Source organism: Ramlibacter sp. AN1133, from assembly GCF_037890035.1.
GTDB lineage: Bacteria > Pseudomonadota > Gammaproteobacteria > Burkholderiales > Burkholderiaceae_C > Ramlibacter.
Genome location: NZ_JBBKTQ010000003.1, coordinates 300,401 through 315,250, shown reverse-complemented (window position 1 = coordinate 315,250; position 14,850 = coordinate 300,401). Strand labels below are relative to the sequence as shown.

The 14,850-nt window shown below is 67.7% G+C and carries 16 protein-coding genes; 3 read left to right on the top strand and 13 right to left on the bottom strand.

Features of this window, described 5'->3' with window-relative positions:
• Nucleotides 1-2: 2 nt before the first annotated feature.
• Genes thrC through WG923_RS06085 form a run of 4 tightly spaced genes read right to left on the bottom strand, consistent with a single transcriptional unit; the run spans nt 3 to nt 5,036 of the window.
• Nucleotides 3-1,412 (bottom strand): threonine synthase, encoded by a 1,410-nt coding sequence (thrC, locus tag WG923_RS06100; protein WP_340350042.1) that lies wholly within the window; start codon nt 1,410-1,412, stop codon nt 3-5.
• An 11-nt stretch (nt 1,413-1,423) separates the two neighbouring features.
• Complete coding sequence (locus tag WG923_RS06095) at nt 1,424-2,746, bottom strand: homoserine dehydrogenase (protein WP_340350041.1); 1,323 nt, start codon at nt 2,744-2,746, stop codon at nt 1,424-1,426.
• A complete protein-coding gene (locus WG923_RS06090) occupies nt 2,746-3,795 on the bottom strand; it encodes a DUF1176 domain-containing protein (RefSeq protein ID WP_340350040.1) in 1,050 nt (349 codons plus the stop codon). Before WG923_RS06090 ends, WG923_RS06095 begins: the two co-directional genes overlap by 1 nt.
• Before the next feature lie 14 nt (nt 3,796-3,809).
• The gene (locus WG923_RS06085) at nt 3,810-5,036 is read right to left on the bottom strand and encodes a pyridoxal phosphate-dependent aminotransferase (RefSeq protein WP_340350039.1); all 1,227 of its coding nucleotides are present in this window, start codon (nt 5,034-5,036) and stop codon (nt 3,810-3,812) included.
• A 102-nt stretch (nt 5,037-5,138) separates the two neighbouring features.
• On the opposite strand from WG923_RS06085, the gene WG923_RS06080 reads away from it, so the two are divergent.
• The 3 genes from WG923_RS06080 to WG923_RS06070 all read left to right on the top strand — a co-directional run bounded on the left by WG923_RS06080 (nt 5,139) and on the right by WG923_RS06070 (nt 8,021).
• Nucleotides 5,139-5,513, top strand: coding sequence for an Mth938-like domain-containing protein (locus tag WG923_RS06080; RefSeq protein WP_340350038.1), 375 nt, complete (start codon nt 5,139-5,141; stop codon nt 5,511-5,513).
• 122 nt (nt 5,514-5,635) lie between these two features.
• A complete protein-coding gene (locus WG923_RS06075; protein WP_340350037.1) occupies nt 5,636-6,112 on the top strand; it encodes a peroxiredoxin in 477 nt (158 codons plus the stop codon).
• Nucleotides 6,113-6,320: 208 nt separating this feature from the next.
• On the top strand, nt 6,321-8,021 hold the full coding sequence (locus WG923_RS06070; RefSeq protein WP_340350036.1) for a PhoH family protein: 1,701 nt from the start codon (nt 6,321-6,323) through the stop codon (nt 8,019-8,021).
• A gap of 56 nt (nt 8,022-8,077) precedes the next feature.
• Here WG923_RS06070 and WG923_RS06065 read toward each other — a convergent pair whose 3' ends face one another.
• The 9 genes from WG923_RS06065 to WG923_RS06025 form a co-directional block, all read right to left on the bottom strand.
• Entirely contained in the window at nt 8,078-8,494 is a 417-nt protein-coding gene (locus WG923_RS06065; protein ID WP_340350035.1) for a hypothetical protein, read from the bottom strand.
• A gap of 82 nt (nt 8,495-8,576) precedes the next feature.
• The gene (gene dnaB / locus WG923_RS06060) at nt 8,577-9,989 is read right to left on the bottom strand and encodes a replicative DNA helicase (RefSeq protein WP_340350034.1); all 1,413 of its coding nucleotides are present in this window, start codon (nt 9,987-9,989) and stop codon (nt 8,577-8,579) included.
• 299 nt (nt 9,990-10,288) lie between these two features.
• Nucleotides 10,289-10,741: a 50S ribosomal protein L9 gene (rplI, locus tag WG923_RS06055; RefSeq protein WP_340350033.1), complete on the bottom strand. Its 453-nt coding sequence runs from the start codon at nt 10,739-10,741 to the stop codon at nt 10,289-10,291.
• A 12-nt stretch (nt 10,742-10,753) separates the two neighbouring features.
• Nucleotides 10,754-11,035 (bottom strand): 30S ribosomal protein S18, encoded by a 282-nt coding sequence (gene rpsR, locus WG923_RS06050; protein WP_201692678.1) that lies wholly within the window; start codon nt 11,033-11,035, stop codon nt 10,754-10,756.
• A gap of 15 nt (nt 11,036-11,050) precedes the next feature.
• Nucleotides 11,051-11,344: a primosomal replication protein N gene (gene priB, locus WG923_RS06045; protein ID WP_340350032.1), complete on the bottom strand. Its 294-nt coding sequence runs from the start codon at nt 11,342-11,344 to the stop codon at nt 11,051-11,053.
• Between the two features lie 22 nt (nt 11,345-11,366).
• Nucleotides 11,367-11,732 carry a 30S ribosomal protein S6 gene (rpsF, locus tag WG923_RS06040; RefSeq protein WP_171557074.1) on the bottom strand — a complete coding sequence of 122 codons (366 nt, stop codon included), beginning with the start codon at nt 11,730-11,732 and terminating at the stop codon, nt 11,367-11,369.
• A 141-nt stretch (nt 11,733-11,873) separates the two neighbouring features.
• Nucleotides 11,874-12,323, bottom strand: coding sequence for a hypothetical protein (locus WG923_RS06035; RefSeq protein WP_340350031.1), 450 nt, complete (start codon nt 12,321-12,323; stop codon nt 11,874-11,876).
• A 76-nt stretch (nt 12,324-12,399) separates the two neighbouring features.
• Entirely contained in the window at nt 12,400-14,100 is a 1,701-nt protein-coding gene (locus WG923_RS06030) for an MFS transporter (protein WP_340350030.1), read from the bottom strand.
• Nucleotides 14,101-14,217: 117 nt separating this feature from the next.
• Nucleotides 14,218-14,850 (bottom strand): 3'-5' exonuclease, encoded by a 633-nt coding sequence (locus tag WG923_RS06025; protein WP_340350029.1) that lies wholly within the window; start codon nt 14,848-14,850, stop codon nt 14,218-14,220.

The following is a 14,850-nucleotide window of genomic DNA, read 5'->3' as shown; positions in this document are numbered from 1 at the left end:
GCTCATGGGCAGTGCGCCGCGATGAATTGCTTGACGCGCCCGGCATCGGCCGGCAGCACGCTCACGCGGCGCGGCAGGTCCTCGATGCCGGCGAACTTCGCGGGACGATCGGGCTCGCGGCCCAGGGCCTCCACGATGGTCGCGGCGAACTTGATCGGCAGCGCCGTCTCCAGCACGATCATCGGCGTGCCGGCCTGCACGTACTCGCGCGCGACCTTCAGGCCGTCGGCGGTATGGGTGTCGATCATGGTGCCGAAGCGCCGGTAGGTGTCGCGGATGGTGGCCACGCGGTCCGCGTGCGTGCTGCGGCCGGAGACGAAGCCGTAGCGCTCGCGCGCGACCAGCGCTTCGTGCGACAGGTCGAAGCGGCCCTTGGCGGGCAGCTCCTCGCCGAACAGGTAGCGGACCTTCGCGCCGTCGCGTGCGAGCAGGTCGAACACGAAGCGTTCGAAGTTGCTGGCCTTGGAGATGTCCATCGAGGGGCTGGAGGTCTCGTACGTGTCCTGGCTGCCGCGCACGCGGTAGATGCCGGTGCGGAAGAACTCATCGAGCACGTCGTTCTCGTTGGTGGCCAGCACGAGCTTGTCGATCGGCAGGCCCATCATGCGCGCGACGTGGCCGGCGCAGATGTTGCCGAAGTTGCCTGAGGGCACGGCGAAGCTGACCTTCCGGCCCTCGGAGGGCGTGGCCTGGAAGTACCCCGCGAAGTAGTACACCACCTGCGCCACCAGCCGCGCCCAGTTGATCGAGTTGACCGTGCCGATGCGGTACCTGCGCTTGAACTCCAGGTCGTTCGAGACCGCCTTGACGATGTCCTGGCAGTCGTCGAACACGCCGTCGACGGCGAGGTTGTGGATGTTGGCGTCCTGCAGGCTGAACATCTGCGCCTGCTGGAAGGGGCTCATGCGGCCGTTGGGCGAGGTCATGAAGACCCGCACGCCCTTCTTGCCGCGCATCGCGTATTCCGCCGCGCTGCCGGTGTCGCCCGAAGTCGCGCCCAGGATGTTCAGTTCTTCGCCGCGGCGCGCCAGTTCGTACTCGAACAGGTTGCCCAGGAGCTGCATCGCCATGTCCTTGAAGGCGAGCGTCGGGCCGTTGGACAGCGCCTGAAGGTAGACGCCCTCTTCCAGCTGCTTCAGCGGCACGATCTCGCGCGAGCCGAACACTTCCTCCGTGTACGTCCTGCGGCAGATGGCCCGCAGGTCATCCGCCGGAATGTCGTCGATGTAGAGCGACAGGATCTGGAAGGCGAGCTCCGCGTACGGCAGGCCGCGCCACCGCGCGAGCGTGGCCGCATCGACCTGCGGATAGCGCTCCGGCAGGTACAGCCCGCCATCGGGCGCGAGGCCCTCGAGCAGGATCTCGCAGAAGTGCTTGCGGTCCGGGTGGCCGCGGGTGGACAGATACAGCATCGCTTGCGCCTTCAGGCCAGTTCTTCCTTGCGGATCCGCACGATAGGCGCGAGCACCGTCGCCAGGCCCTGCATCGCCGCGAGCACCTCGTTCATCGTGCCTTCGCGCACGCTGTGCGTCAGCAGGATCAGGTCGGTGTGCGTGGAGCCGGCCCCGCCCACGGCGGCGGCTTCGCGCTGCAGCATCGCGTCGATGCTGATGCCGGCATTGGCCAGCAGGCCCGCCACCTTGGCCAGCACGCCGGCCTGGTCGGCCACCCGCAGGCGCAGGTAGTAGCTCGTGACGACCTCGCTCATGGGCAGGATCGGCTCGTCGCTCATCTGGTCCGGCTGGAAGGCCAGGTGCGGCACGCGGTGCGCGGCGTCCACCGTGTGCAGGCGCGTGACGTCCACCAGGTCGGCGATCACGGCGCTGGCCGTCGGCTCGCTGCCCGCGCCCTTGCCGTAGTACAGCGTGGTACCCACGGCATCGCCCTGCACCACCACCGCGTTCATCGCGCCTTCCACGTTGGCGATCAGGCGCTTGGCGGGCACCAGGGTGGGATGCACGCGCAGCTCGATGCCCTTGTCGGTGCGCTTGGTGATCCCCAGCAGCTTGATGCGGTAGCCCAGGTGCTCGGCGTACTCGATGTCGTGCGAGGACAGCCTGGTGATGCCCTCGACGTACGCCTTGTCGAACTGCACCGGCACGCCGAAGGCGATGGCGCTCATGATCGTCGCCTTGTGCGCCGCATCCACGCCCTCGATGTCGAAGGTGGGATCGGCCTCGGCGTAGCCCAGGCGCTGGGCCTCCTTGAGCACCACCTCGAAGTCCAGGCCCTTGTCCCGCATCTCCGACAGGATGAAGTTGGTGGTGCCGTTGATGATCCCGGCGATCCACTGGATGGTATTGGCGGTCAGGCCCTCGCGCAGCGCCTTGATGATCGGGATGCCTCCGGCCACGGCCGCCTCGAAGGCCACCATCACGCCCTTGGCGTGGGCGGCGGCGAAGATCTCGGTGCCGTGCACCGCCAGCAGCGCCTTGTTGGCGGTGACGACGTGCTTGCCGGCCGCGATGGCTTCCATCATCAGCTGGCGCGCGATGCCGTAGCCTCCGATCAGTTCGACGACGATGTCGATGTCCGGGTTGGCGATGATCTCGCGCGCATCCTTCACCACCTTGGCGGCGCCCCCGGTGACGGCCTCCGCCCGCGCGGCGTCGAGGTCCGCCACCATGGTGATCTCGATGCGCCGGCCGGCGCGGCGCTGGATCTCCTCCTGGTTGCGGCGCAAGACGTTGAACACGCCGCTGCCCACGGTGCCTATGCCCAGCAGGCCGACTTGGATCGGTTTCACTATCTCTTTTCCTCTATGGTCCTCTTGGCCGCCGGCGGCACCACCTCGCTCACCAGCGTGGGGAGCATCCAGGGGCCGCCCGCGGCCACCAGCCGGCACATGCCGGTGGTGGCTTCCTCCGTGTGGACGAAGCGCGCCCCGTCCCACACCCAATGCTCCATCGCGAAGCAGTCGCCGAGCCCGCGGCCCTTCTGCATCGACAGGATGCGGCTGCGCTCCGGCTCGAATTCCGTCCCGTTGTACGTCACGGCGACGGCGCGGTACGGCGGCTTGTCGTTGGCCACCCAGAAGCCGTAGCCGAAGTTGTACGCCGCCAGCCAGCAGCGCGCCGACACCAGCACGCGGTGCGCATCGAGCCGCCATGCCCTGGGTGCCTCGCTCGGCTCCTTCAGGTCGGGGCAGTCGTCCGGGGCCTTGCGCAGGCTGCGCAGCACCGCGATGGCCAGCGCCTCGCGCGGCGCGGCGCCCGAGATCGCGGCCGTCCGCACGACGGGCCTGGCCACGGGCGGCAGCACGCCCTGCTCGCCGTTGCCGCCCTTGCGCACCAGCGCGCCGGTGGTGCCCAGGCGCCCCTGCACGTCGTCCATGCGCAGCAGCACGGCGGCGGCGCCGTCGCTGGACAGGCGCCAGCGCTCCCGCTGCGCCACGAAGGCGATGTCGTCGCTGCGCAGCAGGCCCTGCAGCAGGGCCGCGACCTGCGTGGCGTTGAGCGTGCCGGTGCCGTCGTCGGCCTTCAGCGCGATCGCGCCGAAGGAACGGCCGCCGATCGTGACTTCGACCTGCGCCGGCATCGCCGTCGCCTTGCTGTCGTCGTAGGTGCCGATGGCCACCTGCGCGCTCAGCGGCCGCGCCGGCCCGGCTTCGCGCGTGAGCAGCACCGACACCGCCGGCGGCGCCTCGTCGGGCTGGTAGCCGGCGGCGCGGCAGGTGCGCGTGTTGTCGCAGGCCAGCTCCCAGTCCTTGTGCGAGAACTGCACGCCCGCGCACGCGCCCCCCGCCGCCAGCGCAGCGAAGACGGCGAGCATGCGCAGGGCGAGGCGGGCAGCCATGGGAGGGGCGCAGGTCAGGCGCTGTGGCGCCGGCGGTACTGGTCGAGGAAGCGGGCGATGCGGCCCACGGCCTCGCGCAGGTCGTCCTCGTGCGGCAGGAACACGATGCGGAAGTGGTCCGGCTGCGGCCAGTTGAAGCCCGTGCCCTGCACCAGCATCACGCGCGTTTCCTGCAGCAGTTCGAGGAAGAACTGGCGGTCGTCCTGGATCGGGTACATCTTCGGGTCCAGCCGCGGGAACATGTACAGCGCCGCCTGCGGCTTGGCGCAGGTGACGCCGGGGATCGCGGTGATCAGCTCGTAGGCGAGGTCGCGCTGGCGCCGCAGCCGCCCGCCGGGGCCGACCAGCTCGTTGATGCTCTGGTAGCCGCCCAGCGCCGTCTGGATCGCCCACTGTCCGGGCACGTTGGCGCACAGGCGCATGTTCGAGAGCATGGTCAGGCCCTCGATGTAGTCGGCGGCGGCCTTCTTGTCGCCCGAGACGACCAGCCAGCCCGCGCGGTAACCGCACGAGCGGTAGCTCTTGGACAGCGAGTTGAAGGTGAGCGTGAGCACGTCCTCGGACAGGCTGGCGATCGCCGTGTGCCTGGCGCCCTCGTACAGCACCTTGTCGTAGACCTCGTCGGCCAGGATCACCAGGCCGTGCTCGCGCGCGATCGCCACGATTTCCCGCAGCAGCTCGTCGGAATACAGCGCGCCGGTGGGGTTGTTCGGGTTGATCACCACGATGCCCTTGGTGGCGGACGTGATCTTGCGGCGGATGTCGGCCGGATCCGGCATCCAGCCATTGTTCTCGTCGCACATGTAGTGCACGGGCGTGCCGCCCGCGAGCGCCGTGCAGGCGGTCCACAGGGGGTAGTCCGGCGAGGGAATGAGCAGTTCGTCGCCCTCGTTCAGCAGCGCGTTGGTGGCGATCGCGATCAGTTCGCTGGCGCCGTTGCCCAGGTACACGTCGTCGAGCGTCACGCCCTTGATGCCCTGCTGCTGCGTGTAGTGCATCACCGCCTTGCGCGCGGCGAAGATGCCCTTGCTGTCCGAGTAGCCCGCCGAATTCGGCAGGTTGCGGATCATGTCCTGCTGGATTTCCTCGGGGGCGTCGAAGCCGAACGGGGCGAGGTTGCCGATGTTCAGCTTGATGATCTTGTGGCCCTCTTCCTCCAGCTGGCGGGCGGCATCCATGATCGGACCCCGGATGTCGTACAGCACGTTGGCGAGCTTGGCGGATTTCTGGACGGTCTTCAATGGCCCTCCCGAGGGCGGTGGCACGAGGTGAAACCTATAATTTGAACATATTCCGCCGGAGCTCCCTCCCGAGCAAGCCCGGCACCCTCACCCACCCGCACCTTGAAGCTCCAGCCCGATCGCTCCGACGCCCAGACCATCAGCGGCTACGGCCCCGGGTGGGTGGGCGTGGGAACGGAAAAGATCACCCACAGCGTCGTCATCGGCTCGCGCGGCGAGCGCCTGCCCTGGGCCGGGCGCTACGAAGACCTGGGGCCGGCCGATTTCGAGGTGCTCGCCGGCCTGAAGGTCGAAGTGGTGATCTTCGGCAGCGGAGCGCGCATCCGCTTTCCCAAGCCCGCGTGGCTGGCGCCGCTGGCCCAGGCGCGCATCGGCATCGAGACCATGGACACGGCGGCGGCCTGCCGCACCTACAACATCCTGGCGCAGGAGGGCCGCGAGGTGGCCGTCGCCCTGCTGCTCGAGCCGGCGGCCTGATCCAGCCCGCCTGACCCCGCGCCTGCGGGGCCTACCGTTTCACGGTAAAATCTGCGCTTGCGGTGGGCCTGCGCGAAGCCCGCCGTCCGCGCGCAAGACTGTCACACCAGAACCACACACCTATGGCGATCGTTGTCAACAAACCCCTACCAGAATTCGAGGCGAACGCCACGGGCGGCACCAAGGTGACGAACACGTCGCACGTGGGCCAGATCGTGGTGCTGTATTTCTACCCGAAGGACAACACCCCGGGCTGCACCACGGAAGCCATGCAGTTCCGTGACAAATACAAGGATTTCGTCAAGGCGGGGGCCACGGTGTTCGGCGTTTCGCGCGACAACATGAAGTCGCACGACGAGTTCAAGTCCAAGCTGGAACTCCCGTTCGAGCTGATCGCGGACACCGAGGAAAAGATGTGCCACATGTTCGGCGTGGTGAAGAACAAGATCATGTACGGCAAGAAGGTCAAGGGCATCGAGCGCAGCACCTTCCTGGTGGGCGCCGACGGCATCCTCAAGCAGGAATGGCGCGGCCTGAAGGTGCCCGGCCACGTCGACGAGGTCCTCAAGGCCGTCAAGCTGCTCAAGAAGGCTGCCTGAGCCGTCCGGTCCTGCTTCACGGTCGAGCTTGACGTACCGGCGCAACAGGGCGCCCGCTGACATTGTTGCGCCACGGCCGATGTGCATAATGAATTCATGCCGTTGACCCGGACGCGACGCGTCATCATCGACAGAAGCGAAGAAGCCGCCCGGCCTGCCTGGCGGCTTTTTTGTTGTCCTCCTACCTCATCAGGAAGCCGTACTCCTTATGCCCTTGCCTCCCGCACCGACCAAGCGCGCCGCCATGCTCCCGCCGGAAGCCTTCGACGCTCCGGCCCGTTCCTCGCACAAGGCGGTGCGAAAAACGGAGGCGCCCGCGGCGGATGAGGCCCTGGTCGACGAGCGGCCGCAGGCGCACGACGACTTCGACCCGCGCAGCTTCGGCGGCGGCGACCTGCAGGACGAATACGGCGAGGTCGATACCGAGACCGTCGTCGAGGAGCCCGTGCCGGCCGTCCGAGGCAAGAAGAAGGAAGCAGCGGCCCCCGCGCCGCTGCCCAAGAAGAAGAAGGCCAGCGGGCCCAAGAAGATGTTCGTGCTGGACACCAACGTCCTGATGCACGACCCGATGAGCCTGTTCCGCTTCGACGAGCACGACATCTTCCTGCCCATGGTGGTGCTGGAGGAGCTCGACGGCCACAAGAAGGGCACGACCGAAGTGGCCCGCAACGCGCGCCAGGCGAGCCGCTCGCTCGACGCGCTGGCCGGCACCCAGGGGGCCGACATCGCCCACGGCCTGCGGCTGGACACCACCGGCCACAAGGAGGCCGGCGGCTGCCTGTTCTTCCAGACCATGCCGCTGTCGCCGTCCGGCCTGCCCATGGGGCTGCCCCCCGGCAAGGCGGACAACCAGATCCTGAGCGTGGTGCAGGCCCTGCAGGAAAAGCACGTACCCATGCAGGTCGTGCTGGTGTCCAAGGACATCAACATGCGCGTGAAGGCGCGCGCGCTGGGCCTGGTCACCGAGGACTACAAGAACGACAAGACGCTGGACGACCTGGACCTGATGTACTCGGGTTCGCTCGCCCTGCCCCCGGACTTCTGGGCCAAGCACGGCAAGACGGTGGAGAGCTGGCAGCAGGGGGTGCATACCTTCTACCGCATCAGCGGGCCGATCGTGCCGGCGCTGTTCATCAACCAGTTCGTCTACTTCGAGGCGCCCGGCGAGCCGAGCCTCTATGCCCGCGTGATCGAGATCCGCGGCAAGACGGCGGTGCTCAAGACGCTGAAGGACTACGGCCACCTGAAGAACGCGGTGTGGGGCGTGACCACGCGCAACCGCGAGCAGAACTTCGCGATGAACCTGCTGATGGACCCGGAGGTGGACTTCGTCACCCTCACCGGCACGGCCGGCACCGGCAAGACGCTGATGGCGCTGGCCGCCGGCCTGACGCAGGTGCTGGACGAACGCCGCTACACCGAGATCATCATGACCCGCGCCACGGTGAGCGTGGGCGAGGACATCGGCTTCCTCCCCGGCACCGAGGAGGAGAAGATGGGGCCCTGGATGGGCGCGCTGGACGACAACCTCGAAGTCCTGGGCAAGACCGATGGCGGCGCCGGCGAATGGGGTCGCGCGGCGACCAACGAGCTGATCCGCTCGAAGATCAAGATCAAGAGCATGAACTTCATGCGCGGCCGCACCTTCCTGAACAAGTACGTGATCATCGACGAGGCGCAGAACCTCACGCCCAAGCAGATGAAGACGCTCATCACGCGCGCGGGGCCGGGCTCGAAGATCATCTGCATGGGCAACCTGGCGCAGATCGACACGCCCTACCTGACCGAGGGCTCGTCGGGGCTGACCTTCGCGGTGGACAAGTTCAAGGGCTGGCCGCACAGCGGGCACATCACGCTGGCGCGCGGGGAGCGGTCGCGGCTGGCGGATTTCGCTTCGGAAGTGCTGTAGCCGCCGTCACCCCCGCGCCGGCGGGGGTGAGGTTCAATGAAGCGTCCGTCGTGCGTTCAGCGCCGCGCCATCGACCGCGACGTCGGGAACGGATGCGACGGCTGCGAATCCTGCTTGCGGGTCGCCTGCGCCTCGCACGGCGGGCAGTTGCTGATCCCACGCCCGAACGGCGTGTAGCGCAGCACCTTGGCCAGGCCCTGCCGGCCGCTGGCCGCCCGCGCCACCATCGCGCTCGCGCCCAGGCCCCCCGCCGCCCGCACCGCCCAATACCGGTGCTTGCGCGTGAACTGCCACAGCGCGATCCCCAGCGCCAGCACCAGCCAGTGTTCGCCGGGGAAGCCGGGGCGCGCCTCGTCGGCGGCCTTGATCTTCTCGAGCGGGGAGGCGTCTTCCCGCATCTCGGCGGGCAACTGCTCCACCGTCATCGGCGGGCTGGCCTCGGCCAGGGTGGGCGTCAGGTCGACCTGTTCCATGCGCGTCTCCGGAGGTTCTCTGGAGCAGAGCATCGCGCCGCGCGAGGCCGCGGCGCGTAGGAAAGCGGCGCGCGCCGATGGACTAGAAATCCTCGCTGCCGCTCGCCAGGTTCTCGAACTTGGTCAGCTGCTTGAGGAAGGCCAGCTTCACGGTGCCCGTGGGGCCGTTGCGCTGCTTGCTGATGATCACTTCCGAGACGCCAGGCTCCTTGGAGTCCTTGTTGTAGTAGTCGTCGCGGTAGATGAACATGATCACGTCGGCGTCCTGCTCGATGGCGCCGGACTCGCGCAGGTCCGACATCATCGGCCGCTTGTCGGTGCGCGACTCCACGCCGCGCGAGAGCTGCGAAAGCGCGATCAGCGGGCAGCCGAGCTCCTTGGCCAGCATCTTCAGGCCGCGCGAGATCTCGCCCACCGCCGTGGCGCGGTTCTCGTCGCTCATGCTGGTGGACGTGCTCATGAGCTGCAGGTAGTCGACCACGATCAGGCCCAGCTTGCCGCCGCACTGGCGGGCCAGCCGGCGGGCGTTGGCGCGCAGCTCGCTCACGGTGAGGCCCGGCGTCTCGTCGATGTGCAGCTGGATGTTGCGCAGCTTCTCGATCGCCTCCGTCAGGCGCGGCCACTCGTCGTCGGTGAGCTTGCCGGTGCGCAGGTGGGTCTGGTCGATGCGGCCGATCGAACCCACGATACGCACGGCGAGCTGCGCCGCGCCCATTTCCATGGAGAACACCGCCACCGGCAAGCCCTCGTTGAGCGCGACGTGCTCCGCGATGTTGATCGCCAGCGAGGTCTTGCCCATGGAGGGACGCGCGGCCAGGATGATCAGGTCGCCGGCCTGCATGCCCGAGGTCATGCGGTCGAAGTCGTAGAAGCCGGTCGGCACGCCCGTGATGTCGTTCGGGTTGTCCGCCATCTCCTGCACGCGGTCCATCAGCTGCACGACCAGGCTCTTCATGTCGTGGAAGCCCTGCTTGGAGCGCGAGCCTTCTTCGCCGATGTGGAAGATCTTCTGCTCGGCCTCGTCGAGGATCTTCTCCACCGGCTTGCCCTGCGGGTTGAAGGCGGCGGTGGCGATCTCGTCGCTGGCGGTCACCAGCTTGCGCAGGATGGAGCGCTCGCGCACGATCTCCGCGTAGCGGCGGATGTTGGCCGCGCTGGGGACGTACTGCGCCAGCGAGTTCAGGTAGGGCAGCCCGCCGATCTCCTCGGCCTTGCCCAGGCCCTGCAGCTGCTCGTAGACGGTGATGACGTCGGCCGGCTTGTTGCCGTTGATCAGCCCGCCGATGGACGTGAAGATCAGCTTGTGCTCGTAGCGGTAGAAATCGCTCTCTGTCAGCAGGTCGCCGACGCGGTCCCAGGCGCTGTTGTCGATCAGCAGGCCCCCGAGGACGCTCGATTCCGCCTCGATGGAATGGGGCGGAATGCGCAGCTGCGCCACCTGCCGGTCGCGCTCGCGCGGGAAGTCGTCTTCGACGGGACTCAGAACAGCGGACATCAATCACCTTCTCCTCGTGCGATTGTCCCGCCGCAGCTGTAAACATGTCCAGTGATAACGCTGGGGGCTTGCTGTGGACAACGTGCTGGAAGCTGTGCACCGAAGGAAAGCCGGACAGCCGAACAGCCGGACGCAGAGGACGCGAAGGGTACGCAGAGGACGCAAAGAATACCTTTTCAAAATTGGCTGTTCTTTTGCGTCCTCTGCGTACCCTTTGCGTCCTCTGCGTCCGGAATTTCGGTTTTCCTTCAAAAAAAAGCCGCCCGAAGGCGGCCTTGACGCGCGATGCGGAAAGAGGCTTACGCCGTCTCGCCGTACACCGTCACGTTGATGTCCACCACCACGTCCGTGTGCAGCGCCACGGAGACGTTGCTGTCGCCGACGGTCTTGATGGGGCCGTTGGGCATGCGCACTTGCGCCTTCGCCACCGGGAAACCCATCTTGGTGAGTTCCTCGGCGATGTCGAAGTTGGTGACCGAGCCGAACAGGCGGCCGTCGACGCCGGCCTTCTGGGTCAGCTTGACGGTCTGGCCGGCCAGCTTCTCGCCGGTCGCTTGCGCTTCCGTCAGCTTGGCGGCGGCCTGCTTTTCCAGTTCGGCGCGCTTGGCCTCGAATTCGGCCTTGTTGGCGTCGGTGGCGCGGCGGGCGCGGCCCTGCGGGATCAGGAAGTTACGGGCGTAGCCGTCCTTCACCTTGACGATCTCGCCCAGGTTGCCGAGGTTGACGACTTTGTCGAGCAGGATGACTTGCATGGCGTCTTGTCCTCAGATGCGGTGCTGGTCGGAGTACGGCAGCATCGCCAGGAAGCGCGCGCGCTTGATGGCGGTGTTGAGCTGGCGCTGGTAGATCGCGCGGGTGCCCGTCAGGCGCGCCGGGATGATCTTGCCGTTTTCGGAGATGAAGTCGCGCAGGGTGTCGATGTCCTTGTAGTCGATCTCCTCGACGCCGGCGACGGTGAAGCGGCAGAAGCGCTTGCGCTTGAACAGCAGCGACTGGGTGTTGCGCTTCGGACGCTTGTCCTTGTTGAACTTCTTGAACGTGGCCATGGATGGCTCCTTAACTCAAATCGGGTCTGGCTGGAATGACTGGATGTGCAGCACCGGGTGCTTGCCGCCGCGCAACGCGGCGAGAAAGCCCGTGAACCGGAATCCGCTGCCGATCGCCTGCCGTGCAAGCGTCTCGGCGTCGGTCCCGAACGCCACCGCGCGGACCTGCACCTTCACCTGCCTCGTCGTCCCGGCCTCCAGGGCTTCGGACTCGTGTTCGAGCAGCAGGTCGAGGGCGGGCAATCCGGCGGGGGTGTAGCGCAGGGCTTTCGCCTCCGCGATACGCGCGCTCAGGATCGTCTGGTTCACTCCCGGCGAGTCGCCGCCGTGATTACGACTGGAACTCCGCCTGCTGGGCCTTGCGGGCTTCCTCGCGCTCCACGGTCTTCATCATGGAGGACGGGCCCGTATCGGCCTTCTTCTTCACCACGGTCAGGTGGCGCAGCACGGCGTCGTTGAAGCGGAAGGCGTGCTCGAGCTCGCTCATCACGGCCTGGTCGGCCTCGATGTTGATGCACAGGAAGTGCGCCTTGGCGAGCTTGTTGATCTGGTAGGCCAGCTGGCGGCGGCCCCAGTCTTCCACACGATGCACCTTGCCGTTGCCGGCGGTGATCATGCCCTTGTAGCGCTCCAGCATGGCCGGAACCTGTTCGCTCTGGTCCGGATGGATCAGCAGCACGATTTCATAGTGACGCATAGAACTCCTTGCGGATGAAAGCCGCCTCCGGATGGCTGGACCGGAGGTCACGGCTCCGGTACCGGGGTGCGGCAAGGGGAAAAGCCTGCGATTATAGCCCGGGCGCGGTGCGGGCTGCTCGACCGGGATGCCGGGCGGGGCTCAGCGCATCCGCAGGGCGGCTTCCAGCCGTGCGAACTTCACGGGGCCGACGGCCTCGCGCAGGCGCGGGGCCAGCGCGTCGAGTTCGGCGATGGTGCCGGCGGCCTCCACGGCCAGGGCGAGCTCGATGTCCTTGCGCTCCAGCTGGGCCGCCAGCTCGGTGGCGATGCCGTAGGCGCGCACGTACTGGTCCCAGCCCGCCATGCTGGAATCGGTGAAATCCCCGCCCGGGGGCCGCGCCGGCCGGGCGGGCATGAGTTGCTCCCTGACGAGGCCCAGTTCCACCAGCCGGTCGATGTCCGCCCGGGTGATGCCGCCCGCGGAGGTGGCGGCCAGCACGTCCTCGACGCTGCGCTGGCCGTCGATCAGGATCAGGGCCGCACGCTGGCGCTGCGACAGGCCGCTGCGCCGGTCCTTGAGGACCTGCACTCCTGCGTCTGTCTTGGTCATGGTCATCCGAGCTCCTGCATGCCCCGACAGAAAAGCCCGCGCGCGGCGGGCTTTTCCGGGGCAGCGCGACTGAAGGTTAATCGCGGGCGTAGATATCCACGTCCTTGGTTTCCCGGATGAACAGCATGCCGACGATGAACGTCATGGCAGCGATGATCACCGGGTACCACAGGCCGTAGAAGATATCACCGGTGGCCGCGACCATGGCGAAGGCCGTGGTGGGCAGCAGGCCCCCGAACCAGCCGTTGCCGATGTGGTAGGGCAGGCTCATGGACGTGTAGCGGATGCGCGTCGGGAACAGCTCGACGAGCATGGCCGCGATCGGGCCGTACACCATCGTCACCAGGATCACGAGGAACACCAGGATGGCCAGCACCATGCCCGTGTTCATCTTGTCCTTGGCCGCCGGGGCGGTCAGGCCGGCTGCCTTGGCGGTGTCGCCGACCGACTTCTTGAACTCGGCCAGGGACTTGGCGGACTCGGCGGAGAAGCCGTGGCGCTCGGCGTTCAGCGTGAGAGCGGGCGCCGTCATCACCTTGCCGCCCATGGTGATCGTGGCGGGCGAGCCCGCGGGGCCGGCGACGTTCTCGTACGGGATGTACGACTGCGTCAGCGCGCGCTTGGCGACGTCGCACGAGGTGTTGAAGTCGATCTCGCGCGCGATCGGGCTGCCCTGGAACGAGCACTGCTTCGGGTCGGCCGTCACCGTGACCTTGGTGGCCTGCTGCGCGGCGACCAGGGCGGGGTTGGCGGCCTTGAGCAGCATCGGGAACACCGCGAAGTAGGTCGCCGCGGCGATCAGGCAGCCGGCCATGATGATCGGCTTGCGGCCGATCTTGTCCGACAGCGCGCCGAAGACGATGAAGAACGGCGTGCCGATCAGCAGCGAGGCGGCGATCAGCAGGTTGGCCGTGGTGACGTCCACCTTGGCGATCGTGGTCAGGAAGAACAGCGCGTAGAACTGGCCCGTGTACCAGACGACGGCCTGGCCGGCGGTGAGGCCCAGGAGCGCCAGGATCACGATCTTCAGGTTGGGCCAGCGGCCGAAGGATTCGGTCAGCGGCGCCTTGGAGGTCTTGCCCTCCGACTTCATCTTCTGGAAGGCGGGCGATTCATTCAGGCTCAGCCGGATCCACACCGAAACGGCCAGCAGCACGATCGAGACCAGGAACGGAATGCGCCAGCCCCACTCGGCCCACGCCTTCGGGTCCATGCCTTCGCGCACGCCCAGGATCACCAGCAGCGACATGAACAGGCCCAGCGTCGCCGTGGTCTGGATCCACGAGGTGTACGCACCGCGCTTGCCGTGCGGCGCATGCTCCGCCACGTAGGTCGCGGCACCGCCGTACTCGCCGCCGAGCGCCAGGCCCTGCAGCAGGCGCAGCGCGATCAGGATCACCGGGGCGGCGATGCCGATCGACTTGTAGCTCGGGAGCAGGCCGACGATGAAGGTCGACGCACCCATGATCAGGATGGTGACCAGGAAGGTGTACTTGCGGCCGATCATGTCGCCCAGGCGGCCGAACACGATGGCGCCGAACGGGCGCACCAGGAAGCCGGCGGCGAAGGCGAGCAGCGCGAAGATGTACGCCGACGTCGGGTCCAGGCCGGAGAAGAACTGCGCGCCGATGATGGCGGCCAGCGAGCCGTACAGGTAGAAGTCGTACCACTCGAACACCGTGCCGAGCGACGAGGCGAAGATGACCTTCTTTTCCTCGCGGGTCATCGGCGCGCTGGCGGCACTCGATGCAAGCGTGCCGGCAGAAGCTGTAGCCATGTTGTCTCCTTCTTGGTTGAAGCCGCGAGTGTTCGAAGACGGTCTGACGCCGAACTGACGCGCGCCGCAGCGAAGCGTCCGGACATTCCCTAGGCCGGGCGCGTCGCCGCCCTGGCCTCAGGCGCGCGCCACCCAGCGATGGCGTGCGGCCAGCCGCTCGACATCGCGCCAGCTGGCGCACTCGGTGGCCATGCGCGGCCAGATGCGCAGCAGCAGTTCGCATTCGGCCAGGGTGTCGGCGATCGCCTGGTGCCGCGCCGCGCAATGGATGTGGAAGCAGCCGAGCCACTCGTCGAGCGAGCGTGCCCGCAGCTGCGGGTGGGTGACGGCGCACAGGTGCTCGATGTCGAGCCAGCGGTTCGGCAGCGCCGCCCCCAGCGCCGCGCGTGCATGGCGGCCGATCAGCGCCCGGTCGAACGCGGCGTGGAAGGCCAGCAGCGGCGAGTGGCCGGCGAAGCGCGCGAACGACTGCAGCGCCTCGGGCGCCGGCACGCCCTGCTGCTGCCGCTGCACCCCGATGCCGTGCAGCAGGATGTTCTGGCGCGGGCTGGGCGCGTCCTGGCGCACCACGACTTCGAAGCTGTCGGCGATGCGCACGGCGAGCGAGCGCGCGCGCCAGTCCGCGTGCACGGCGATGGCAGCGATGGCCAGCAGGCGGTCGCGCGCCGCGTCCAGGCCGCTGGTCTCCACGTCCACCACCAGCCATCGATCCTCGGCGACGGCGGGGCGATGCCAGGACCACAGGGGCAT